Annotated in this window: 23 protein-coding genes and 2 tRNA genes; 11 read left to right on the top strand and 14 right to left on the bottom strand. The window is 61.9% G+C overall.

The genetic code is table 11. The features are described from left to right. Nucleotides 1-52 precede the first annotated feature (52 nt). From erpA to AC04SH_RS11800, 4 genes are all read left to right on the top strand, one after another. A complete protein-coding gene (gene erpA / locus AC04SH_RS11815; RefSeq protein ID WP_142865088.1) occupies nt 53-400 on the top strand; it encodes an iron-sulfur cluster insertion protein ErpA in 348 nt (115 codons plus the stop codon). Nucleotides 401-404: 4 nt separating this feature from the next. Then, complete coding sequence (locus AC04SH_RS11810; RefSeq protein ID WP_488575127.1) at nt 405-797, top strand: VOC family protein; 393 nt, start codon at nt 405-407, stop codon at nt 795-797. A gap of 8 nt (nt 798-805) precedes the next feature. Next, nucleotides 806-1,600 carry an exodeoxyribonuclease III gene (xth, locus tag AC04SH_RS11805; protein WP_488575126.1) on the top strand — a complete coding sequence of 265 codons (795 nt, stop codon included), beginning with the start codon at nt 806-808 and terminating at the stop codon, nt 1,598-1,600. A gap of 115 nt (nt 1,601-1,715) precedes the next feature. Beyond that, complete coding sequence (locus AC04SH_RS11800; RefSeq protein WP_477231253.1) at nt 1,716-1,970, top strand: hypothetical protein; 255 nt, start codon at nt 1,716-1,718, stop codon at nt 1,968-1,970. A gap of 26 nt (nt 1,971-1,996) precedes the next feature. On the opposite strand, the gene AC04SH_RS11795 is transcribed toward AC04SH_RS11800, so the two are convergent. The 9 genes from AC04SH_RS11795 to AC04SH_RS11755 all read right to left on the bottom strand — a co-directional run bounded on the left by AC04SH_RS11795 (nt 1,997) and on the right by AC04SH_RS11755 (nt 13,788). Next, nucleotides 1,997-2,821, bottom strand: a complete 825-nt coding sequence (locus AC04SH_RS11795) for a tetratricopeptide repeat protein (protein WP_112564806.1) — start codon at nt 2,819-2,821, stop codon at nt 1,997-1,999. Then, nucleotides 2,808-4,532, bottom strand: coding sequence for a dihydroxy-acid dehydratase (gene ilvD, locus AC04SH_RS11790; protein ID WP_488575125.1), 1,725 nt, complete (start codon nt 4,530-4,532; stop codon nt 2,808-2,810). The genes AC04SH_RS11795 and ilvD overlap by 14 nt, the downstream gene beginning before the upstream one ends. Nucleotides 4,533-4,823: 291 nt before the next feature. Then, the gene (locus AC04SH_RS11785) at nt 4,824-6,059 is read right to left on the bottom strand and encodes an outer membrane protein transport protein (RefSeq protein ID WP_477231255.1); all 1,236 of its coding nucleotides are present in this window, start codon (nt 6,057-6,059) and stop codon (nt 4,824-4,826) included. 359 nt (nt 6,060-6,418) lie between these two features. Next, nucleotides 6,419-9,202: a valine--tRNA ligase gene (locus AC04SH_RS11780; RefSeq protein ID WP_488575124.1), complete on the bottom strand. Its 2,784-nt coding sequence runs from the start codon at nt 9,200-9,202 to the stop codon at nt 6,419-6,421. A gap of 256 nt (nt 9,203-9,458) precedes the next feature. Continuing rightward, nucleotides 9,459-10,376: a PopZ family protein gene (locus AC04SH_RS11775; protein WP_477231257.1), complete on the bottom strand. Its 918-nt coding sequence runs from the start codon at nt 10,374-10,376 to the stop codon at nt 9,459-9,461. Nucleotides 10,377-10,648: 272 nt separating this feature from the next. Further along, a complete protein-coding gene (locus AC04SH_RS11770) occupies nt 10,649-12,037 on the bottom strand; it encodes a TolC family outer membrane protein (RefSeq protein WP_477231258.1) in 1,389 nt (462 codons plus the stop codon). A gap of 185 nt (nt 12,038-12,222) precedes the next feature. Next, the gene (locus AC04SH_RS11765) at nt 12,223-12,897 is read right to left on the bottom strand and encodes a protein-L-isoaspartate O-methyltransferase family protein (RefSeq protein ID WP_488575123.1); all 675 of its coding nucleotides are present in this window, start codon (nt 12,895-12,897) and stop codon (nt 12,223-12,225) included. Between the two features lie 109 nt (nt 12,898-13,006). Beyond that, nucleotides 13,007-13,080: transfer RNA gene (locus tag AC04SH_RS11760), tRNA-Cys, on the bottom strand. Nucleotides 13,081-13,527: 447 nt separating this feature from the next. Further along, nucleotides 13,528-13,788, bottom strand: a complete 261-nt coding sequence (locus tag AC04SH_RS11755; protein WP_477231260.1) for a PGPGW domain-containing protein — start codon at nt 13,786-13,788, stop codon at nt 13,528-13,530. A 233-nt stretch (nt 13,789-14,021) separates the two neighbouring features. Between AC04SH_RS11755 and AC04SH_RS11750 the strand changes: the two genes are divergently transcribed. Next, a tRNA-Asn gene (locus AC04SH_RS11750) sits at nt 14,022-14,096 on the top strand. 248 nt (nt 14,097-14,344) lie between these two features. Here the strand turns inward: AC04SH_RS11750 and AC04SH_RS11745 are convergent. Then, nucleotides 14,345-15,235 carry an adenylate/guanylate cyclase domain-containing protein gene (locus AC04SH_RS11745; RefSeq protein ID WP_488575122.1) on the bottom strand — a complete coding sequence of 297 codons (891 nt, stop codon included), beginning with the start codon at nt 15,233-15,235 and terminating at the stop codon, nt 14,345-14,347. A gap of 730 nt (nt 15,236-15,965) precedes the next feature. On the opposite strand from AC04SH_RS11745, the gene AC04SH_RS11740 reads away from it, so the two are divergent. After that, nucleotides 15,966-16,202 (top strand): hypothetical protein, encoded by a 237-nt coding sequence (locus AC04SH_RS11740; protein WP_162712363.1) that lies wholly within the window; start codon nt 15,966-15,968, stop codon nt 16,200-16,202. Between the two features lie 1,257 nt (nt 16,203-17,459). On the opposite strand, the gene AC04SH_RS11735 is transcribed toward AC04SH_RS11740, so the two are convergent. Further along, entirely contained in the window at nt 17,460-17,777 is a 318-nt protein-coding gene (locus AC04SH_RS11735; protein ID WP_488575121.1) for a hypothetical protein, read from the bottom strand. A gap of 270 nt (nt 17,778-18,047) precedes the next feature. Between AC04SH_RS11735 and AC04SH_RS11730 the strand changes: the two genes are divergently transcribed. The 4 genes from AC04SH_RS11730 (at nt 18,048) to AC04SH_RS11715 (ending at nt 20,083) form a co-directional block, all read left to right on the top strand. Next, nucleotides 18,048-18,209, top strand: a complete 162-nt coding sequence (locus tag AC04SH_RS11730) for a hypothetical protein (protein ID WP_488575120.1) — start codon at nt 18,048-18,050, stop codon at nt 18,207-18,209. Between the two features lie 64 nt (nt 18,210-18,273). Further along, the gene (locus tag AC04SH_RS11725) at nt 18,274-18,705 is read left to right on the top strand and encodes a cupin domain-containing protein (RefSeq protein WP_488575119.1); all 432 of its coding nucleotides are present in this window, start codon (nt 18,274-18,276) and stop codon (nt 18,703-18,705) included. Between the two features lie 113 nt (nt 18,706-18,818). After that, nucleotides 18,819-19,574 carry a copper homeostasis protein CutC gene (locus tag AC04SH_RS11720; RefSeq protein ID WP_488575118.1) on the top strand — a complete coding sequence of 252 codons (756 nt, stop codon included), beginning with the start codon at nt 18,819-18,821 and terminating at the stop codon, nt 19,572-19,574. Then, nucleotides 19,574-20,083 (top strand): GNAT family N-acetyltransferase, encoded by a 510-nt coding sequence (locus tag AC04SH_RS11715; protein WP_488575117.1) that lies wholly within the window; start codon nt 19,574-19,576, stop codon nt 20,081-20,083. The genes AC04SH_RS11720 and AC04SH_RS11715 overlap by 1 nt, the downstream gene beginning before the upstream one ends. Nucleotides 20,084-20,202: 119 nt before the next feature. Here AC04SH_RS11715 and AC04SH_RS11710 read toward each other — a convergent pair whose 3' ends face one another. After that, nucleotides 20,203-21,441, bottom strand: a complete 1,239-nt coding sequence (locus AC04SH_RS11710) for a flavin-containing monooxygenase (protein WP_488575116.1) — start codon at nt 21,439-21,441, stop codon at nt 20,203-20,205. Nucleotides 21,442-21,589: 148 nt separating this feature from the next. On the opposite strand from AC04SH_RS11710, the gene AC04SH_RS11705 reads away from it, so the two are divergent. Next, complete coding sequence (locus tag AC04SH_RS11705; RefSeq protein WP_488575115.1) at nt 21,590-22,078, top strand: SRPBCC family protein; 489 nt, start codon at nt 21,590-21,592, stop codon at nt 22,076-22,078. 17 nt (nt 22,079-22,095) lie between these two features. On the opposite strand, the gene AC04SH_RS11700 is transcribed toward AC04SH_RS11705, so the two are convergent. After that, entirely contained in the window at nt 22,096-22,221 is a 126-nt protein-coding gene (locus tag AC04SH_RS11700; protein ID WP_488575199.1) for an MFS transporter small subunit, read from the bottom strand. A 19-nt stretch (nt 22,222-22,240) separates the two neighbouring features. After that, nucleotides 22,241-23,038, bottom strand: coding sequence for an FAD binding domain-containing protein (locus tag AC04SH_RS11695; RefSeq protein ID WP_488575114.1), 798 nt, complete (start codon nt 23,036-23,038; stop codon nt 22,241-22,243). Nucleotides 23,039-23,110 lie beyond the last annotated feature (72 nt).

The raw sequence follows: 23,110 nt of genomic DNA, 5'->3' as shown, positions 1-23,110 counted from the left end.
GCCCCTTCCCGCTTCATACCTATCATGTGAAACCGAAAGCAAGGTGACGCCCATGGGCGCTGATGCCAAGACTGCCATGAAAGTCGAGATGACCGACTCCGCCGCCAGGCGGATCGCCAAAATCGTCTCTGGCGAAGCCGGCAAGACGGCGCTGCGCGTCTCCGTCGAAGGCGGCGGTTGCTCCGGCTTTTCCTACAAGTTCGACCTGGTCGATACCCGCAACGACGACGACGTCGCCATCGAAAAGGACGGTGCCACCGTGCTGATCGACGACCTCTCGCTGGTCTATATGGGCGGCTCGGTGATCGACTTCGTCGACGATCTGATGGGTCAGTCGTTCCAGATCCGCAACCCGAATGCAGTCGCCTCCTGCGGCTGCGGCACCAGTTTCTCCATCTAATCAGATGCCTGCGATCGGCGCGGTCCGTCAGGTCGCGCTGTCGGCCGGGCGCGATCTCGACGTCACGCTGGCCTTCTGGCGCGACGTGCTCGGCCTGGATGTTCACGCCCGTTACGATCCGCCCGGCATGGCCTTCATCATGGCCGGCCCTGTGCGGCTGCTGTTCACCGACGGCGTGCCGGCCGGCACCGTCTATCTCGACATAGCCGGGCTCGAAGCCTTCCATACCGGGGCGAAAGCATCCGGCGTCCCCTTCACCGCGCCGCCCGCACTTGTCCATCGCGATACCGAAGGCACGTTCGGTCCAGCGGGGGAAAGCGAGTGGATGGCCTTTCTAAAGGACCCCGCAGGCAATACGATCGGGCTTGTCGAACGTCTCCCGCCAGAACATCCCTGAGGCCGCCCATGAAAATCGTCACCTGGAACATCAACGGCGTTCGCGCCCGTATGGGCAACCTCACCCATTGGCTGACCGAAAGCCAGCCCGACATTGTCTGCCTGCAGGAGATCAAGACCGTCGACGAACAGTTCCCGCGCGCCGAGATCGAGGCGCTGGGCTACAATGTCGAAACCCATGGCCAGAAGGGTTTCAACGGCGTCGCCTTGCTGTCGAAGCTACCCTTCGACGGGGTCATCAGGGGCCTGCCGGGCGACGACACGGATGAGCAGGCGCGCTTTATTGAGGGCGTGTTCTCCACCAACGAGGGCGCGCTGCGCGTCGCCTCGCTCTATTTGCCCAACGGCAACCCGATCGATGACGAGAAGAAGTTCCCCTACAAGCTGTCCTGGATGGAGCGGCTGCAGCGCTGGGCCGAGCAGCGGCTGCTTCTGGAAGAGGCGCTGGTGCTGGCCGGTGACTACAATGTCATCCCCGAGCCGATCGACGCGCGCTTCCCCGAGAACTGGCTTGGCGATGCGCTGTTCCAGCCGCAGACGCGGCAGGCCTTCCGGCGGCTGAAGAATCTCGGCTTCACCGAGGCGGTGCGCGCCGTCACCGACGCTGCCGACGTCTACACGTTCTGGGATTACCAGGCCGGCGCCTGGCAGAAGAACAACGGCATTCGCATCGACCATCTGCTGTTGTCGCCCGAAGCCGCCAACCGCTTTTCCTCAGCCTCGATCGAAAAGCACGTGCGCGCCTGGGAAAAGCCCTCCGACCATGTGCCGGTGGCGATCGATCTGGCCTTGCTGCCGGCCTGATAGCTGCCGAACCCCTGATATCGCCACAATCACGAAGTTGATTGAAAGTCAGCATGGCGGCTGGGGTTCCATGACCATACGATTCCTTCTTTGTCCGATCGGCCTGGCATTTGCCATGGCTGCACCCGCAGCGGCGCTCGCCGATCAGGAATGCCTGGCCAATGGCAAGTCGTACCAGGTCGGCCAGGTCGCTTGCCTGACGGTTTCCGACCAGAGCCACATGGCCCGCTGCGACCTCGTGCTCAACAACACCTCATGGACGAAGATCGGCGACACCTGCCCCGATAACACGATGAAACCGCACCTGAAGGTCACGCCGATCTCGATGCCGACGCCCAGCATGGTGCCGACGGAACCGATCGCGAACTGATTTTCGATTAATCGAGGCGGGCGACCTTACTGGTCGCCGCCGCCCTTGGTGAGAATATCATCCGCCAGCGATATGGCGGTGCGGCGGTCGGCTTCGCCGGCGGCGGCAAACGCTTCTTCCTGCATGCCGCGGATCCACGGCTGATCGGCCGGCGAGGCGCGTTCGAGCGCCGCCGTCATCATTGCCAGCCCGCGCACGATCTTGCCGCTCTGGAACAGAAGATTGCCCAGCGTCGCCTGGGCGCCGGCATGGCCCTTTTCGGCAGCAAGCTGGAACCAGCGGCCGGCCTGCTTGACGCTGGCCTTCACGCCGCCCTCGCCCTTCAGGAACATCTGGCCCATCTCGAACTGGGCGTTCGGATTACGGTAATTGGCGGCTGCGCGCATGTAGTATTCCTGCGCCGCGACCTCGTTTTCCTCGACCGGGCTGCCGGGAATGCCGGTCCTGAGATAGTCGCCCAGCGCCACCAGCGCGTCGGAGACATAGCTTTCCTCCGGCGATCCCGGCTCGACATCCTGATCGACGATCTCGGAGAAGAATTTGAAGGCCGCATAGTCGTCGCGGGTCACGCCGTCGCCTTCGGCATACATGCGCGCGAGCTTCCAGGTGGCGCCGATCTGGCCGTTTTCGGCGGCGTATTTATAGGCCTCGACCGCCTGTTCCTTGTGGCCGCTCTTGTAGGCGGAGAAGCCGAACTGGAACACGGCCCACGGGCTCGATTGCGGCTTCACGCCGGTCTTGTCGTCGAACACCTTGTCGTCGAAGGCCATGGCCTGGCCGACGGCGCCAAAGATCGCAACAGCGACCAGTGCCGGCAGGACAGATGACCTCAATAACTCAGATATCCGCATAGCAATGTGTTTCTTTGGCACCGCCGGGATGGGTGACCGCGCCGTCGCGGGCAGGCCCTACCGTCTGTGCATATTTCCAGATCGCGCCCGATTGATAGTCGGTCGTGCGCGCCTTCCAGGCCTTCGCCCTCGTCGCCAGTTCAGCCTCGGACAGGTCGACCTCGATCGTGCCTTTGGTTGCGTCGATCGAGATCACATCGCCGTCCTTCAGCAATCCGATCGGTCCGCCAACCGCAGCTTCGGGCCCGACATGGCCGATGCAGAAACCGCGCGTCGCGCCCGAAAAACGGCCGTCGGTGATGAGGGCCACCTTGCCGCCCATGCCCTGGCCGTAGAGAGCCGCCGTCGTCGACAGCATCTCGCGCATGCCCGGACCGCCGCGCGGACCTTCGTAGCGGATGACGAGAACCTCGCCTTCCCTATAGTTGCGGTGCGTGACCGCCTCGAAACATTCCTCTTCCGAATCGAAACAGCGTGCCGGGCCAGAGAATTTCAGCTCCGTCATGCCCGCGACCTTCACGATCGCGCCTTCGGGGGCAAGGTTGCCCTTCAAGCCCACGACACCGCCGGTTTGGGTGATTGGTCGGTTGGCGGGACGGACCACATCCTGGCTATCATTCCAGGCAACGTGCTCCATGTTTTCGGCCAAAGTACGGCCAGTCACGGTCAGGCAGTCGCCATGCAGGTAGCCGTGGTCGAGCAGCGTCTTCATCAGCAGCGGAATGCCGCCGGCCTCGAACATGTCCTTGGCGACATATTTGCCGCCCGGCTTGAGGTCGGCGATGTAGGGGGTCTTTTCGAAAATCGCGGCGACGTCGAACAGGTCGAATTTGATTCCGGCCTCATGCGCGATCGCCGGCAGGTGCAAAGCCGCATTGGTCGAGCCGCCGGTGGCCGACACCACGGTCGCTGCATTCTCCAGCGCCTTCAGCGTGACGATGTCGCGCGGCCGGATGTTCTTGGCGATCAGCTCCATGATCTTTTCGCCGGAGGCGAAGTTGAAGCGGTCGCGCATCTCGTAAGGCGCCGGCGCACCGCAGGAATAGGGCAGCGCCAGGCCGATCGCCTCGGCGACGGTGGCCATGGTATTGGCGGTGAACTGGGCGCCGCAGGAGCCGGCTGACGGACACGCCGACTGCTCGATCTCGAGCAACTCGGCGTCGCTGACCGTTCCGACCGAATGCTGGCCGACCGCCTCGAACACATCCTGCACGGTGATCTGCCGACCGCGATAGCTGCCGGGCAGGATCGAGCCGCCATAGATGAAGATCGACGGCACGTTGAGCCGCACCATGGCCATCATCATGCCGGGCAGCGACTTGTCGCAGCCGGCGAGGCCGACCAGCGCATCGTAGCAATGGCCGCGCATGGTGAGTTCGACCGAATCGGCGATCACGTCGCGTGACACCAGCGACGACTTCATGCCCTGGTGGCCCATGGCGATGCCGTCGGTGACGGTGATGGTGCAAAATTCGCGCGGCGTGCCGTTGGCGGCCGCGACGCCCTTCTTGACCACCTGCGCCTGACGCATCAGCGAGATGTTGCAAGGTGCCGCTTCGTTCCAGCAGGAGGCGACGCCGACCAGCGGCTGCGCGATCTCGGCCGCCGACAGGCCCATGGCATAGAGATACGAACGGTGCGGCGCACGCGCCGGACCAACGGTCACATGGCGGCTAGGCAGCTTGGCCTTGGAAATAACTCTGGCGTCCATACTCTTCCTTGCCGCGGGCGGTGCGGCCTGCCTCATCGCCGAGCCTTCTGGCGCGTGTCCCGAGACAAATTCGAGGTGCGCCGGGTTTATGGCGGGAAATGGGCAATTTGGTCGGGCGGAACTCTAGCGCGGGGGTTGTTCAGAAACTGTTGCCAAAACGTCACAATCGCGAGAGGCGGCGCAGGTGCGGCGTATCTGCAACGCAAGCCTTCGCCGGCATGGCTCGACGCCGTGCCCGCAAACGAAAAAGGCCGGGCATTGCCAGACCTTTTTCTCTTCAATTTCTAAGGCTTAGAACTTGATCTTGATGCCGCCCGAAACGGCGGTGACCAAATCGTTGCCAAAATCATAACTGACGTCCGTGCCAGCCACATAGCCGTTTTCGTCGGTAAGGGTTCCGGAATGGCCGCTGGTCAGCACACCGACCGCACCGGCCAGACGCACTTCAATATTGGCCGTGGGCGTATAGGCGACGCCGCCACCTAGCGTCCAGGTATCGGTCTGTGAACCGTAACCGTGCGAGGTGCCGCGATCCCAGGAAAGCTGGGCCGCGCCGCTCCACTGCTCGTTGAACTTATGGCCAATGCCGCCGGTGACCGTCCAGCCGTCGCGATACATCAGGTCAAGAGACGTCGGCCTAACAGCCGGATTCGTCACCCCGCTGTTGCAGTCGGCAAGCCCCTTGCTCGCTTGTGTACAAATCGGCACAATCTGCAGCGTGCTCCAGTTAACCCACTTCAGTGAGCCGAAAGCCAGCCAACCGGGCGCAATGCCCGACTGCAATTTCAATTCCACCACGTCCGGCATGTATTGCGTTGAACCGTAGATCGGGATGAGGCCCTGGCCAACACTGGTCAAATCCAGCGTGCCCTCGATGTTGTCGAGCTTGACCTTAGAATTGTACACAAGGCTCGCGCGCAACGCGATTTCCGGAATTTCGTAGGCGAGGCCAGCACGCCAGCCCCAGCCAGTGGTCGACAGGTCGACCCGGCCGGTGAGATCGAAGTTGGGCGTGGGAAACAAAAGGCTTTCCTTGAAGCCGTAGACCTTCTGATAGAAAACACCGCCGATGAAGCGAAGCTGACCCTTGCCCGCATCCATTTTGTACGAGCAGGTACCTGCGTAATTATCGCTCTTAATATCGGTTTCCATGTTGGACTGGGCGCCTGCCCAGAGACCGGGATTGGTGTGCGCGCCCCATGGCTGAGAATAGTCGAACATGCAGTCGACGCCCTTGACGACCTCGGCCTTGACGCCGATGCGTGGAACCCAGTAGCTCTCGCTCTCTTTCGCGGTACTACCGAGAAATGTAACGTCGAGATCCGTCGGATCGGTGTCCACCGCATTCTTGAGCTTACGCTCGGGCATCACGTAGGTCGCCTCTGCCTCCGTGGCAAAGCGAGCCGGATCGAACAGCAGGTCGATATCATAGCCGCCGCGCTCCAGGCCGCCAGCATGAACGGATCCGATCAAGCCCAGCGAAAAACACCCCGCCCCCAGCAGTGTTTTCAAACGCAAATTGCTCATGGATGTCCTCCCCGAAATACTAGTGCGTGAAGCTAGAACCAATTCAGGTTAACGGTGCAACAATGAAATCACATAGCGTACACGTACACTCTTGCGGACCGCATTTCGAACACAGTGGCGGCCTAGCCAGCAGGTCCGAAAATGGCCATTTGGGAGGCACATTAGGAAAAAAATCAGAAAGAAACGCTTAAAACGGCACGAAATCCGGCTGTTTTGCCGGCATTCCGCCAGATTGTTACATTATGGCAACAATGGGGCTGAAACTTTCCGTTTACGTCAATATTAACGCAACGGAATGCCTGTTTTTTGGGCAAAAGAGCTGTCGAGAAGCGCTTGTCGGCGCCTCGCGAATCCGGTGTTCAACCGGCGTCGCGCACCCTGGCCAACGCCACCGAAAGCTTCTCCTGCTGATCGCGGTATTCGTCGAGTTTTTCGCGCTCGGCTGCAACGATCTCTTCCGGCGCGCTGGCGACGAATCTTTCGTTAGACAGCTTCTTGTGCAGCCGTGCGATTTCCTCGGTCACCTTGGCCAGTTCCTTCTGCAGCCGCGCCGCCTCGGCGGAGAGATCGATCAGGCTGCCGAGCGGCAGGCAGATGGTCGCTTCGTTGAGCACGATCTGGGCCGAGCCCTTGGGCGCTGCGTCCTGCAGCGAGATGTCGCCGACCCGCGCCAGCCGCTTGATGGCGGAAGCATGGCGTTCCAGCCTCTGGTGGGTCTCGGCGCTGGCGCCGACCACCACCAGCGGCGCGATTGCTGCCGGCGGCACGTTCATCTCCGAGCGCACGGAGCGTATGCCGGAGACCAGATCGACCAGCCAGTTGATGTCGGCGGCCGCATCCGCGTCCTCGAAGTCTGGTGATGGCCATGCGGCGTGGCAAAGCAGCGTTGCACGCGTCCTGCCCTCGCCTGCCGTCTGCGCCCACAATTCCTCGGTCATGAACGGCATCATCGGGTGAAGCAGCTTGTAGATCTCGTCGAGCACGAAGGCGACGCAGGCGCGGCTTTCCGCCTTGGCCGCCTCGTCAGTGCCCATGAACACCGGCTTCAGAAGTTCCAGATACCAGTCGCAGAACAGGTTCCAGACAAAGCGGTAGGCAGCGCCCGCCGCCTCGTTGAAGCGGTATGAGGTGATGCCCTCGGTGATCGCGTGCGACGCCCTGGTCAGCTCGGTCAGGATCCAGCGGTTGACCGGCAGCTTGGCGTCGTTCAGCCAGAAATCGTCATTGCGCGCGACCTCGTTCATCTCGGCAAAGCGCGTCGCGTTCCACAGCTTGGTACCGAAATTGCGGTAGCCGGCGATGCGCGCCGGATCGAGCTTCACATCGCGTCCCTGCGCCGCCATCACCGTCAGTGTGAAGCGCAGCGCGTCGGCGCCAAACTCGTCGATCAGGTCGAGCGGATCGATGACGTTGCCCTTCGACTTCGACATCTTCTGCCCGTTCTTGTCGCGCACCAGCGCATGCACATAGACGGTGTGGAACGGCTCCTCGTGCATGAAGTGCAGGCCCATCATCATCATCCGGGCGACCCAGAAGAAGATGATGTCGAAGCCGGTCACCAGCACGTCGGTCTGGTAGTAAGTCTTCAGCTCCGGCGTGTGATCGGGCCAGCCAAGCGTCGAGAACGGCCACAGTGCGGAGGAGAACCAGGTGTCGAGCACATCTTCGTCGCGGGTCAGGATCTCGCCCGGCTTGTAGTTCTCAAGCTTGTCCTCAACCCAGGCTTTCCACGGCCCTTCCAGAGCCAGGTAATATTCGATGGCAGCGGCCAACGCCTCTTCCTCGGTCTTCTCGACGAAGACGCGTCCGTCCGGCCCGTACCAGGCCGGGATCTGGTGGCCCCACCACAGCTGACGCGAAATGCACCAGGGCTGGATGTTCTCCATCCAGTCGAAATAGGTTTTTTCCCAGTTCTTCGGCACGAAGTTGGTACGGCCTTCGCGCACCGATGCGATCGCCGGTTTGGCGAGTTCCGCGGCATTGGCATACCACTGCTCGGTCAGGAACGGCTCGATTGGCACGCCGCCACGGTCGCCATGCGGCACCGCGTGGCGGTGCGGCTCGACCTTGTCGAGGAAGCCGCCGGCCTCCATCAGCTCGACGATCTTCTTGCGCGCGACGAAACGGTCGAGACCGTCGAGCTCGTCCCAGACGGCCTGGCGTTCCGGCGTGATCTCAAGGCCGGCGAGGAAGTCCTCGTTATCCTTGAGTTTTATGGCGGCCTCGATGGTCAGGATGTTGATCGCCGGCAGCTTGTGGCGCTTGCCGACCTCGAAGTCGTTGAAGTCGTGCGCCGGCGTGATCTTGACCGCACCGGATCCTTTTTCCGGATCGGAATACTCGTCAGCCACAACAGGGATTTTCCGGCCGACGATCGGCAGCACGACATTCTTGCCGACCAGATGTCGGTAACGCTCGTCGTCCGGGTGCACGGCGACCGCCGTATCGCCCAGCATCGTCTCCGGACGAGTGGTCGCCACGGTGATGAATGTCCGAGGATTTTCCGGATCGAAAACCTCGCCCTCGATCGGATAGCGGAAGTGCCACAGATTGCCGTTGACCTCCTGCGGCTCGACCTCGAGGTCGGAGATCGCCGTCAACAGCTTCGGGTCCCAGTTCACAAGGCGATTGTCCTTGTAGATCAGCCCCTCCTTGTACAGGCTGACGAAGACTTCGAGCACGGCCTTGGACAGGCCTTCATCCATGGTGAAGCGCTCGCGCGACCAGTCGGCCGAGGCGCCGAGCCGCTTCAGCTGGTTGAAGATGGCGCCGCCGGATTCGGCCTTCCACTCCCAGACCTTCTCGATGAATTGTTCGCGGGTGAGGTCGCGGCGATGGATCTGTTTTTCCATCAGCTGGCGTTCGACCACCATCTGCGTGGCGATGCCGGCATGGTCCATGCCTGGCTGCCACAGCACATTCTTGCCGCGCATGCGCTCGAAGCGCACGAGAATGTCCTGCAGTGTGTTGTTGAGCGCGTGGCCCATATGCAGCGAGCCGGTGACGTTGGGCGGCGGGATGACGATGGTGAAGGCCTCGGCCCCCTCCTCTGCCCCGGCGCCGGCGCGGAAGGCGTCCGCCTCTTCCCAGATTTTGGCGATCTTCGGCTCGACGGTCTTGGCGTCGTAGGTCTTTTCAAGCATGGGAAAATGGTCCGCGCTGTCGGGAGTTTTCTGGTCCGGTGTAAATCGGAAGGTTTTGGCCAAGTCAACCGCAGGGCGGCCTGGTCCTTCACCGGCAAATAGGCGTCGCCCCGGTCATTTCAACGGGAAGGCCATGCCCATGTTTTCATTGCCACGGATATCGACGGCAACCTGATCGCTTTTGCCACAGCAGCCAAGGGAAGCTGAAGCTCAGAAAAAGCTCAAAGCCGCGCTTTCCTCTTCGGGATCGGCGGAATTACTGCGCGCCGCGCGCGACGCGCTCGATTTCCTCGCGCACCAGGCGCTCGACCAGCGTCGGCAGATTGTTGTCCAGCCAGTCCTGTAGCATCGGCCGCAGCATTTCCTCGGCCATCTCGTCGAAGGTCTTCTTGCTGCGGCTGGCAAAGGCGTCGGAGAGCTCGCCGAAGGCCGCGGCGACCTGCCGTCCGGTGTGTTCCGAAACGATCGCCGGCCGAACCGGTGTTGCATCGGCCTGGCGCGCCTGCTCGCCGCGCGACGGGCCAGGCTCGAAAGCCGGCTCGGCCGCGAAATCGTCCTCGAAAGCCTCGATCTCCGCGGCAGCAACCTGCCGCTTCTCGGTCTCTTGCTGCCTGACCTCTTGCTGCCTGATCTCTGGCGGCCTGACTTCTAGCGGCTTGGCCACATCGGCGGGCTTTGACTGACTGCCCACGGCTGCAATTTCGCGCCGCCAATCGGTGACGATGGAATCGGTGGTCTCCGCCTTTGGCCGGGCTGGCGCTTCTGTCCTGGCTGCCGGAGCAGACTCGCTGGCTATTCTGGCGCTCACTTCCGCCAGGGTCATCGGCGCATGCGCGGGGGGCGCGACGGTTGTAGCAGCAGGATTTGCCGGCGTGGCCGGCTTCACCGAAGCCAGCTCGGAGCGCGGCTCCAGCCGCGCCACGACAGGTTCGGCCAGTTGCGCCTGCACCTCGGCCAGCGTCACCGGCTTCTTGCTTTCGGCCGCGCTGTGCAGCTCGCTGCGGAAGGCCTCGACATCCGAGGCCGGCCCGGCGGCAGGTACAAGGTCCTGACGCAACTCATCGGCGTCACCCGGCTGCTTGCGGCCGGTGTCGCTGTCTTCAATGATCCTTCTGATGGAAGCCAGTATTTCTTCCATGGAAGGTTCGCGCTGCGCGCTGCTTGCCGTCGCCATCGTCACATCCGCCGCCCTTGTGACCCGTTCTAAGATTCTCTGTCCGTCAAAGCCGGACACGAATCATGGCGACAGCGTAGCCGACGGATCGCCATCGGAGAATCCCCAATCTCGGGAGACGCGGGATTTCAACAATTTAGACATGGCCGCGAACCGAAAACATTCTTTCAGAAAAGATCCTGTCGGTACAAAAGGATAGCGCCGCGCATCCCTGGGATGCGCGGCGCTCCAACACTCCAATCCTAGCGGGACTTGAAACCGCCTGGGCGCGATCAGCGGCCGTCCGGTGTGCGCAGACCGATCCACTTGTCCTTGACGGCTCTGTAGTGCTCTTCAGGCTTGTACTTCACCACATTCAACGCCAGGCGCTCGACCGACAGGCGGCCCATGGCCGAGAGGATGGCATAGCTCGCCACCACCACATCGCGCTCGGAGGTGGCAAGGTTGATCTTGGCGCTGATGACATCGTTCTGGGCGTTCAGCACATCGAGCGTGGTGCGCTGGCCGACATTGCGCTCTTCGATAACGCCGTTCAAAGCCAACTGCGCGGCTGCGATCACCTGCCGGTTGGCCGCGACGCTCTCCTGTGCAGAGGTGTATTGCGTCCATGCCGATGTCACCGCCTGACGCACCTGGTCTCGGCTGACATCGACCTCGATGCGAGCCTGGCTGAGCGATTCCTTCGACTGGCGGACAAGGGCCGAGGTGCGGCCACCCGAATAGATCGGAATGGTCAGTGTCGCACCGATGTTGGCGGAACGGGTGGTGCCATTCTGCGACGTCAAGGTTTCCGGCGAGTTTTTGGAGTAGTCGTCCGAAACGCCGGCGGAAGCGGAAAGCTGCGGCAGCAGCGCACCTTCGTGCGACTTCACTTGAAATGCGGCCGCATCGACCAGATGCTCGGTAGAAAGAATGGCCGGATGTTCGGTCGCCGCGATGTCGATCGCCGCATCGAGGCTCCTCGGCAAAAGCTTTGCCAAGGGCGACGCCGCCTTGAGCTTGCCCGGCTCGTCACCGACGATCTGGCGATAGGTTGCGGCACTGGCCAGCGCCTGCGCGCGGGCCGCACTCAACTGCGCCACCGCCTCCGAGCGCGAGGCATCGGCCTGCGCCACGTCGGTGCGCGTGCCTTCGCCGACCTCAAAGCGCGAGCGCGCCGCGCGCGCCTGCTCGGTCAGGAACTGCAAATTCTGTTCGGTCAGCACCGCCACTTGACGGTCATGGATGACATCCATGTAGGCGCTTGCCGCGTTGAACAGCGTATTCTCTTCGGTGTTGCGCAGGCTCTCGACCGACGCCTTGACCTGCGCCTCGGCTGCCGCGACGTTGTTCTTGGTCTGAAACCCGTCAAACAGCATCTGATTGATGGCGACGCCGAAGCTCCCGGTTGTCAGACGAGTGCCGGCGTTTGAACCGTTGAGGTGCCGGCTGGCGTAGCCGACGTCCGCACTCCCGGTAATGACCGGCCTGTATCCCGACTTGGCGATGGCGACGCCCTCATCGGTGACGCGCACGCCCGCACGCGCCGAATTCAGCGACGAATTGTTCTGGTAGGCCTTGGAAAGCGCGCCGAGAATGGTTTCCGCCGAGGCGGCTATCGGCGAAAGCGCTGTCGCGGAAATAAGGACGGTAGCAAACAAGCTCTTGGCTAAGGACGGCACTTTAAATCCCTCATTCGTTTTGCACGGGAACCGCGCCACGCCAGCCCATCCCGAGGGATCAGCCAGCGCCGCGTCGATTATCGTTCCCCCGCTGACGGCCTCCCGAAACACCGGTTAACCAAATCAGCAACGATTGTCCAATCGCAAGCCAACATGACAGCGCCTTTGCTGCAAGGCAAAATCACTTAGAATTCGAACGCATGAATACGTTCAAATCCCGGTAGTGGCTTAATTGCCGCATTAAATGCCCGTCTTCCGGTTACAACCCCCCCTGCTTTGAAAAACAAACGGGCCACGCCCGCATTGCCCTGCCCTTCGACGGCGACCAGACGGCCGCCTTCGGCGAGTTGGCCAAGCAGCGGCGCCGGCACTTCCTCGACGCTGCCGCCGATCAGAATCACATTGTAGGGCGCCTTGGCGGTATGGCCCTGCGGCAGCGGCCCGGTGACCACGGTGACATTGTCGCAGCCCTGCGCCGAGAGTGCGGCCTTGGCCGTCTCTGCCAGCGCGGCATCGCTTTCCAGCGCAATGACGGATTTTGCCAGCCTGGACAGGAGTGCTGCGCAATAGCCGGTGCCGCAGCCGACATCGAGTACCGAATCGCCGGCGTCGATCTCGGCCAGCTGCAAAAGCTTGGCCAGCGGCGATGGCTCCATGAGGTAGCGCGCACCGCTGCCGTCGGCGCCGTCGGAAATGCGGATATCCTCGTCAATATAGGCAAGAGCCTGTTGGCCGGCCCCGACAAAGGCCTCGCGCGGTACGGCAAGCATGGCATCGAGCAATGCTGCGTCTGTCACGTCGGTGGTGCGGACCTGACCGTCGACCATCTTGACGCGAAGTTCGGAGAAATCAGCGCTCATGTCCCAACCAATCCGTCAAAAACCAATGCGCCGAAATGCGCTTGCCGCGCCAACACTGCGGCGCATTCGACCGGAACTCAAGCCCCCGCCGCGCGGGAGCTGAAGCAACTGGAGGCCTCGCCCGGAATCGAACCGGGGTGCAAGGATTTGCAGTCCTCTGCGTAACCACTCCGCCACGAGGCCTCGTCGCTCCCGGCGAGCGAACTCAATATGGTGGCGACGAAAGGTCGTCAAGCGTCCGCGCAGCATTCCGGCGCGCTTTCCGCGTCAGCCTCCGCAACATGGTTCCCGAGCGGCTTAATCGCTTGGCACGCCAGCATATTAGCCAGTCATTAGGCATGACCGAGCGGCAGACGAAACTCGAACCCATGGCTCTACGGAGCGGAAGACGGAGGTAATCCATGCGTCGGCCCGCGGCAGACCGGGAATCCAGAACATCAGGCAGATTGTCGCTGCTGCGCTGCGAACAGCTTGTGCGCTACGCGATCGACCGCCTTGCCATCGAGGGCGCAAGCCGGCTCTCGCCGCACGATCGCGCGGCTGGCTTCAGCGGCTGCCGTCCTCAAGGAAATCTGCGAGGGGCTGGAAAAGCGCAGCGACCGCTGAGCCGAAACCGCACGCACATCGCTTTCAACTCGGCCGCCGGCGTCGTTCCCACCAGACGACGAACCGCCGCCGCTGGCGGCGCACCGCGGCAAATTCGTAGGAAAGCACCAAAAGGCCGAGCGGAATCATCCAGAAGCCGAGAATCGGCAGGAAGCCGAGAATGCCGAAAAACACCAGCACGGCGCCGATCGCGATCCTGAGGCCGCGTGAGCGCGGCATGGTGAACTCGCGGCCGAACACCGAAATTTTCCGCGCCGGTGCCTGGTTTTCGCCTGCTGCAGTCATGTCGCACGTCGATCCGGTTGCCACCAGTTAAAGCCATATATGGTAAAGGCTGCAATCGCCCTTTCGGTTCCGCCGACCAGGGCCGGACGGCGTCCAAGACCGCTCATATGTGGTGTCATCGGGCGATTGCCAGAAACCATTGCATGAAAAAGCGCTAAAAAAATGCGAAATGCTTCTTTGCAAAGCCGAAACGGGTTTGCTATAGGCTGCGCCACTCACATGAGAGCCTCTGTTCCCCGGTAGCTCAGTGGTAGAGCAACCGGCTGTTAACCGGTTGGTCGCTGGTTCGAATCCGGCCCGGGGAGCCAACATTTCCATAGGTTCAGAGTTTCAGGAACAGCCGAAAATTGGCTGATCTACAGCATATCTACACAACTCGACTTCGCTAGGCGCCGATCTGCATGAGATCGCTCGAAGGAGAGAAAATGGCCATGGAACACGTTTTTGACGATTTGATCGGCCTGCAACGGACACGGCCGAGACGGAATTGGCGCGCCTTTGCTGCAGCATTGGCGATTCGCCTCGCCCTCGCCGCCCTGATGCTCGCCAGCCCGGGTCAGCCTGAGATAATTTCGTAGCTAAGGATCTGAGCGTCGCTGAGGGACGACCTCCGCCCAGGCGAGATGACGCCGGAGCCGAACAGGAGAACGGCTTCACGGCGAACGAACACTTCATGGTCGGGCCCAGTCGACACAAATGTGCCCGACGAGCTTCGCTCAACAAGCCCTGCCCTGCCGTTCGAAATGGTGAAGGTCGCATGGTGCCTTGAGACCCAGGGCCGCGGGACGACGATATTGCATTCAGGAGATCGGCCGATGGTCACGAATTCGTTGTTGCGGCAAGATCGCAACTGATCTCCATAGCGGATGACCAGATTGATGTGCCTTGGCGGGGCGAACCGCCTATCGATAATGGTGCCCCGGCTGGCGATCTGCGTAGTGAGCGCCGCATCATCGCTACCCAGGGTATAGACGTCGAAGGGTTCTTCCTTCCCCTTGAATGGCATTTTGTCGATAAGCCGCAAGGAACTGCGGTCCTCTGACAAAAGGGCTTCGAAGAAGCTCTGGCTGATCAGCACCTCGCCCGGGTTGGCCGTAGTGGACAACCTTGCGGTGACATTGACAACGTCGCCGAATACTTCGCCCCGCGTGCGAATAACCGCCCCGAAGTGCAATCCGATCCGGGTGGTCAGCGACCCTCTCGTCAGCTGGCTGACAATTTGACGGACGGCCCTCAGCGCCCCCTCTGGCCTCTCGAACAGGCTAAGCACGTCATCGCCCTTCGAGTGAATGAAATCACCGCCGTTCCGGGAGGCGATCTCGCGTATCGCGTCTAGGCAATCCGAGACCTGCTGCAGAGCGGCATCGTCGCCGATGCGCTCATAGAGCGGCGTGCTGCCCACCACATCGGCTAAGAGGACTGCGGCTAGAACTCTTTCCTGATCCATCGTCCTAAAGCTCCGGCACCGGCCTATGCTTGCGCTGTAGAATGCACCGGAGCGCAGTGTGGCGCTACCGTCAGCCGATATGGTGGCCATGGCCCGCCCGCCTCTGATAGCCGTTCGGGCGGTTGCGGTGCTGATGCTACCGGCCAGGGCCGGCGCAGCCGCCAAGCTAGGGGTCGAAAGGTGTCCCGTCGCCTTTTCGAACGAACGAAGGGCGGCGGGACAAAAACCGGCGATAAGGGATGTTAATCGTCGGTCGAAGCGTTCTATCTCCGCAACGAAACAGCACCATGTCTCCTCGCGGAAATCCTGTAACGAGGCGTGCCGCAAGTCCTCCTCGCCGCGAAGATGCACCCGCCCAACCGGCTATTCAATTAGCATGAGCTTTATTAGTTCCGGAAAATTTTAACGAATCATTGACCGCGCTGTCCCAAAATAGGACGGCGCGGTCAAATCCCAACCGACTGCGCAGGCGGCTCCGGCAAACGCGCCTACCCAGCCCAGTGTGTCGGAGCCGCTCCCACACCCGTTTCAGTACCAGCAATGGTTGAATCAACGGTTACGACAAGGCCCAAGCACAGCCAGAAATACCATAGCGCGGCGAGGTTGAGGCCCTGACACGCATCGCTAGACCGCCTTTAGGCCCAGTGTATTAGGACCTTCGCCTTAATTGCGCGACTGCTAATATCTTCGTATTTTTCCTCGAGCGTGGGGACGCCCGATGGAGATAACTATGTCCGGCAAGCCAGCAATCTTTCCAGCGCTCGATCACCTGCCGATCCAAGCTCAGGACCATGCCCCACCTGCCTCGTTCGATATCAATACCCTGTTCCTGGCCGCTCCCGATCATCCCAAAGGCCCAGGCGAGCATTTTGCTCCCCATGCAACCGTTGACCTACCTGATGCCGGCCTTGCTGGCATCGAGCACGCGAGCCTGCCAACTCACATTTCGGATTGGTTGTTGATCTAGCAGGCGGCTAGGCGCGCGCCCACCAGCGAGCGTTCACCCTTGCCCGCTGTTCAGGCGCCGTGTGCGGCCCATGCGTCTCCAGGCGGCTCGCTGTGGCCTGAAGGTAGCGTTTCTGAACTCGCTCCCGAAATAGGTCTCGCGCTGCTTCTCTGCCTCTCGGGCCAACCTGTAATTTTGGCGACGGGCACTATAGGCACGGCAGACCTGATTGCTTGGCGGAATCGCTTGCCGCCGTCGGTTGGCGGCCCAGTTTTGATCTCCCCTGCTCAAACGCATGACGAAGGTGCGGCGAAAGTCGGCTAGGTCCTACAGCGGTGGGTCAACTCCGCCCGGCCGGCGCTTAGGTAGGTAAAGCCCCAAACCCGACTGCCTAAGCGCCGGTTTGATTTCGTGCACCTTGTGCTTGCAACCAAAGTCGCCGAGCCCATGCTCGCTTAGCTGAGCCGGGACATGATCGTCGAAGGTCAGGTCTCGTGTTTGGGTAGCTATCTCCCATTGTGAACCGGAGCTCGCCGGATGTTGGCCCCAACCCCAACTCCCGACGAGCCCATCCCGATTTGTCACACAAATCAGGGCCGGGATTAGCCGGCAATTCCAGACTTGCACAAAAGGTGCCAAGTCTTCCCCCGATCAAATCAGAGGCCGTTCTGCCAATCTGTTAACCAATTCACTTTGAAGACCCTCACTTGTCGACGATGTCGGACATCGAACCGCAAAATTGTCACGTCGGGCGGGAAGGCTTTACCAGATTGCTTTCAATGCCAGCGATTCTGCCCATCACGGGACGGCATGACGTTACGTCAAGAATCAGCTACCGCTGCAAGCTGCGGCGGAGCTGATACCCGCTTGGCCGGCGCTGATCAGGCAACCTCCATTGCGGCGCCGGCCCTTTACATCATCGACCAACTTAAAGATGGCATTGCGTTGCCAAGAAGCGCTTGGCTGAACTGCCGCCGGCCGAAATCATTGCCCCCAGGATGTCACGCCCAGCGTCGCGCAATCGCGATGCGCAGTGCCCCTGCCGCCAACCGACACTCAATTAGTATGCACTTAATTAGACCCGGAGAATTTTAACGAATCATTGACCGCGCTGTCCCAGAATAGGACGGCGCGGTCAAATCCCAACCGGCTGCGCAGGCGGCTCCGGCAACCCAACCCCCGCCGCACTGTCGGAGCCGCTCCCACACAACCCATTAGTACCAGCAATGGTTGAATCAACGGTTACGACAAGTGCTTTCCGGTGCGTTTTGCCAGTCGTTAGACTTTGATGGAAAAGAGGGAAATAGTGGTGCTGGGATCCCGCAGCCGGTGATGGCCCACGCTGGATTCGGGCCGTGGGCGTTTAGTTTCCCGCGCCAGTACGGCGACAAGGACCGAGCAGTCGATTTCCTCGTTGAATGAAACGCACGGATCCGCCTCCAGCAAAATTTGCGCCATGCGAAGCGATTTCAATCTGGCCGTCTTGGCTACACGTTCAGCACATTCGACCTCGATGACCGCTTTCGCGGACCGCGCACCTGGGCGATCTCCCAGCCAACACATTCCTGCGACCTCGAACTCCCGATGCTGTTCCATCCATGGATTCCATACATTCGTGAACCATGTCGCCGTTCATTTTGATGAAGCCTTGCCCACGCTTAGCAGGGGCTTCACATCGAATTCAGTTCGATCTGGGATCGGCCTATGGAAACGATCCTTTGAGATGCGCGACATGCCATCCGTGCGGAAGAAACTAGCTCTGTGCAAAACCCCGAAGCGGTGTCCAGAGGTGCGGCGATAGGACGGCAGGGACAACATCTGGACTCCAAATGGCATGAACCGCATTGTACTCGCGGGAGAAGGCAAATGGACGAACTGAACATAGGGGCTGCTCAGGCCAAACGCTGGAGGGACCAGGCCGTGCGCGGTCGCCGGAGGCGCCTTTCGCGTAACGTCGGCGCGTGGGTGCTGATCCTGATGGCGATAATCGTCTTCTCTGGTCTGATTGCCTTCAAGGCGTACAGATAGCCAAGGCTCGCCAGCTCGCGTTCATCCCTGCCGCGGAACGGTGTAGGCAAAACCTGGAGGAACCATGCGACAGATTTTGGCATCGGCACTGCTGCTCGCGGCAGCGCTATCTGCAAACCCTGCTGCGGCACTGGACAGTTCCACCTCACCGGTCGTCGTGACGCCGCTGGCCGATCGCACGCAGACTGCATCCGGCCAGCCGATCGTGCTGCCGCAGAAGAATGTCCAGGTGCTGGTCTCGACCTACGATATTGCGGTCGGCGCAACGCTGCCGGTGCACAAGCACCCGTTTGCCCGCTACGCCTATGTCGAGGCCGGAACGCTCAAGGTGACGAATGTCGAGACCGGCAACAGCAACACCTACAAGGCAGGCGATTTCATCGTCGAGATGATAGGCCAGTGGCACCAGGCCACCAACACCGGCGACGGTCCGGTCAAGCTGCTAGTCATCGACCAGGTCGAACAAGGCGCCAAGAACACGATCCTGCGCCAGTAGCTCCGGCTCGGCCGGCTTCCCGGCTGGCCCAAGCAGCGATTTGGTTGTTCCGCTTCCCCGGCAACCGAGCCGATGCTAGGGCTGGCCGTCTTTAAATCACGAAGGATCGCCCCTTGGCCGGAAATGCTCGTCCCCTGATCGAAATCTGCGTCGAAGGCATCGACGGATTGCTGGCCGCGCAAGCCGCCGGCGCCGACCGGGTCGAGCTCTGCGCCAGCCTGGTCGAGGGCGGCATCACGCCCAGCCTCGGCACGGTGCGCGCCTCACTCGAGAGCGCGACCATTCCCTTCCATGTCATCGTGCGCCCGCGCGGCGGCGATTTCCTCTACAGCGAAGCCGAATACCGCTCGATGCTCGCCGATGTCGCATCGCTTCGCGATCTCGGCGTTGCCGGCGTCGTCGTCGGCTGCCTGAATGCCGATGGCACCATCGACGAAACCCGCATGGGCGCCCTGGTCGAGGCGGCCGGTCCGCTCAACGTCACCTGCCACCGCGCTTTCGACATGACCCGCGACCCGGCCGAGGCACTGGAAGCGCTGATCCGCTGCAAGGTCGGCCGCGTGCTGACCAGCGGCCAGAGGGACACGGCAGTGGAAGGCGCCGGCCTGTTGGCGGATCTCGTTCGCCAGGCCGGCAGCCGCATCATCATCCTCGGTTGCGGCGCGCTCGACCCTGACAACATCGCCGGGGTGCTGGCAGCCACCGGGCTGGCGGAAATGCATTTCGCCGCGCTCAAGGACGTGCCGAGCGCAATGGCCTACCGCAACCCGCAAGTCGGCATGGGCGGCACCGATCTCGACCGCGAGTACCGCACCACCGTCACCGACGGAGTGCTCGTGGCGGCAATGATCGCGGCGGCCAGAGCTTGATGACCGCGCCCTCGCCGATCAGCCGTGTATCGGCAGCGGACGAAGCTGCCATCCTCGCGCTTAACAATGAGCATGCGGCCGAGCTGTCATGGCTTGAGCCCGAAGGGCTGTCCTTCCTGCTCGGCGAAGCGTTTTATGCCCGGCGCATCGGTTCCCTCGAAGCCTTCATCATGACCTTCGACCAGAATGCGCGCTACGACAGCCCGAATTTCCTCTGGTTCCGCGAACGCTATCCACGCTTCGTCTATGTCGACCGCGTCGTCGTTGCGGCGCAAGCGCGCGGCCGCGGCCATGCCCGCCGGCTTTATGACGAACTGTTTGTGGAGGCCGCCCGCGCGGGCCAAAGCATCGTCACCTGCGAGGTCAATGCCGACCCGCCCAACCCGGCTTCCGACGCTTTCCACGCCGCGCTCGGCTTTGCCGAGGTCGGCGACGCGGTGATCCATGGCGGCAAGAAGGCGGTGCGCTACTACCTCAGGCAGATCCAGAGCAATTCAGGAAAAGCGTGAGCGGTTTCCCGGGAACGGGAGTGAAACGTGACACTGGCGGCGCAAAGCGTTGGCAGCCGACCTCCGATCCTTATTTCCGGCCCTGGCGGCGAAGTTCTTCTTGCCTGTGCCCTAGGCGGTCACGAATGCCTTGCGATGTGTTCGACAAGGCGAGGTGCTTCCTCGGCAATGGCCAATATGATTCCGGACTTGCGGGTGGAGGCGAAATCCAGGCCGGCGAAGTAGAGGCCCGGCAGGACACCCACGCCATCCGTATGAACGGGCTGTCCCGCAGCGTCGAGCGCATCAGCAAGTCTCACATAGCTGAAATCGCCCTTGAAGCCTGTGCACCACACCACGCTCGTGATGCCGGACCCGGAAAGATCGAGCGAACTGATGAAGGAGTCCGGTCGACGCCATGCGACCGTCTCCGCGGGGTCGGGGTCCGATATGGGTGCGTCGATCCGGGCCTGGCTTATGTACTCATCGATATGACGTTTGACATTGTCCGAGGCCTGGTCCCCAAAGCGGACATTTGCTTCGAGATCGTCGGCGAGCGTAAGACGGCCGCCATTCGCAGTGCCGGTCAACCGCCCGAGAAGCACAACACCTTGGGCGCTGAGCGACTGAAGGCTTATCGTATGCTCCGACCCGAGCACGCCACGCGCGGGTATGCGTCCCGCAAGCCGAATGACCTCCTCTCGCCGTACGTCGAGAAATCCGCTTTCCTCGAGCCAGATCATGACGTCGCGTCCACGATAGCGCCGTGGGAGCCGCCCGACGCGACTGGTCGCAAGGAAGACGGTCCGCCCCGCTTGCGCCAGTTCCTCCGCGATCTGAGCGCCTGATTGACCGCTTCCGACCACCAACACCGCTCCACCGGGTAGATCGGCAGCGCTGCGGTAGCCGGAGGCGTCGATCTGGTAGATGTAAGGTGGCAACCCATCTGATGGGAATGGGCGCACGGGGCAATTCAGGTTGCCGCTTGCGACAACCACGTTGCGCGCCCGAAGCATTCCGTTCGAGGTGGTCAGCCGATAGACGCCATCGTCTCGCGTGAGTTCGCTCACCGCAGTATCGGCTTGGATAGGCAGCCCATTTCTGCCGGCGAAATCCTCAAGCAGAGCGATGAACTGGTCGCGCGTGAGGACCCCATACGGATCCGGACCCTCGTAGCGGTCGCCCGGCATGACGGTCTGCACGTTGGGGCTATTCATATGAAAGGAAGCCCACCGCTGCGTGCGCCAGGTCTCTCCTATGCGACCCCGCTCCAACACGGTATGGCGCAGGCCTTTTCGTGCCAGCCAATAGCTTACACCGAGCCCCGCCCAACCGGCCCCGACAACCACAGCGTCGAGAACATCGGCACTATCATTCATTGCCGGGTGATCTCATGATCGGCATCCCCCATCGCCGCGACAATTAAGCCTTGTTCATCGCCATGAGTCCAGCGTCGGCGAGCGGCTCTGGCGCCGTGAAAAAGTCGGAACTAATGTAGCGGCTTCCGCCAGCCGGGGGCGAAACACCATGCCGAGCAACGTCTTCCGTTTCGATGAGAGCTGGGACATTCCCGAGGCGACGCCGCAACAGGTCTGGGACGTGCTTTCGGACGCCGAATTGCTGCCGCTGTGGTGGGGCGACGTCTACAAGGAGGTCGTGCCGCTCGACCGCAAGGGCAAGGGCGTCGTCGGCTCGCGCGCCAAGGCCCGGGCGCGCGGCGCCCTGCCCTATGAATTGAACTTCATCGTCGAGGCGGCCGAGCTCGAGCCCGGCCGGCTGGTGGTGGTCAAGACATTCGGCGATTTCGACGGCCTGTGGCGGGCGGAACTGTCGCCTTCGGGAACCGGTACCCACGTCGATCTCGTTTGGCAGGTGACGGTCGAGAGGCCGATCCTCAAATTCCTGGCGCCGTTGCTCAGGCCGGCCTTTGCCTGGAACCATCGCTGGACGACGCCACGCGGCGAAGCCGGCCTGCGCCGCTATCTCGCGACGCAGAAGAAGGGCGAAGTGGCCTGATGCCGCCTCGCTGAGCGCTACTGGAACAGCGCCGTGGCGCTGTTGACGGTCATCCAGAACCCCCACAGCAACGGAAAGCCGACCAGGAGCCAGGCGAACGTAAGCTTGAGCGTAAAAAAGGGGCCACGAAGGCCCCTTTCCAGTCACTCATGTCAGAAAAATTCAGGCGTTGGCGGCCACCACCGCGCGTTTTGCCATCACTGCGATCAGGCTGGCGCGGTATTCGGCCGAAGCGTGGAGGTCGGTCATCAAATTCTTCACCGACACTTTCACGCCATCGAGCGCCGATGCGGCAAAGTTCTTCGCCAGCGCGGCCTCGATCTCCTTCGAGCGGAACACGCCGTCGTCGCCGGCGCCGGTGACGGCAACGCTGACCCCGTCCTTGCCCTTGGCCACGAAGACGCCGACGATCGCATAGCGCGAGGCCGGATTGCGGAATTTTTCGTAAGCCGCCTTGGCCGGCGCGGTGAAGCTTACCGCGGTGATGATCTCGCCGTCCTTCAGCGCCGTCTCGAACAGGCCGGTGAAGAATTTGGCCGCCGCAATCTCGCGCTTGTTGGTGACGATGGTGGCGCCGAGCGCCAGCAGTGCCGCCGGATAATCGGCGGCCGGATCGTTGTTGGCGACCGAGCCGCCGATCGTGCCCTTGTAGCGCACCGCCGGGTCGCCGATCAGCGACGCCAGGTGCGCCAGCGCCGGGCAGGCCTTCCGCAGCTTCTCGTCATTGGCGACGTCGTAATGTGTGGTGGCGGCGCCGATGGTGACCGTCTTGCCCGACACCTTGACGCCCTGCAGCTCCTTGATCCGCGACAGGTCGACCAGGTCAGAAGGGGCGGCAAGCCGCGTTTTCATCGCCGGGATCAGCGTCATGCCGCCCGACAAAAGCTTGGCGTCGCCGCTTTTCACCAGCTTGGCGGCGTCGGCGACCGAGGCGGCGCGGTGGTAATTGACTGCGTACATAGGATCCTCCCCTGAAGTGAATGGTGAAGCGGTGAATAGTGAATGGTCAAAGCCGGCTTGGCGGACCTCTTT

The organism is Mesorhizobium sp. CNPSo 4688 (genome assembly GCF_057784295.1).
This window is presented reverse-complemented; position numbering and strand designations above follow the sequence as displayed.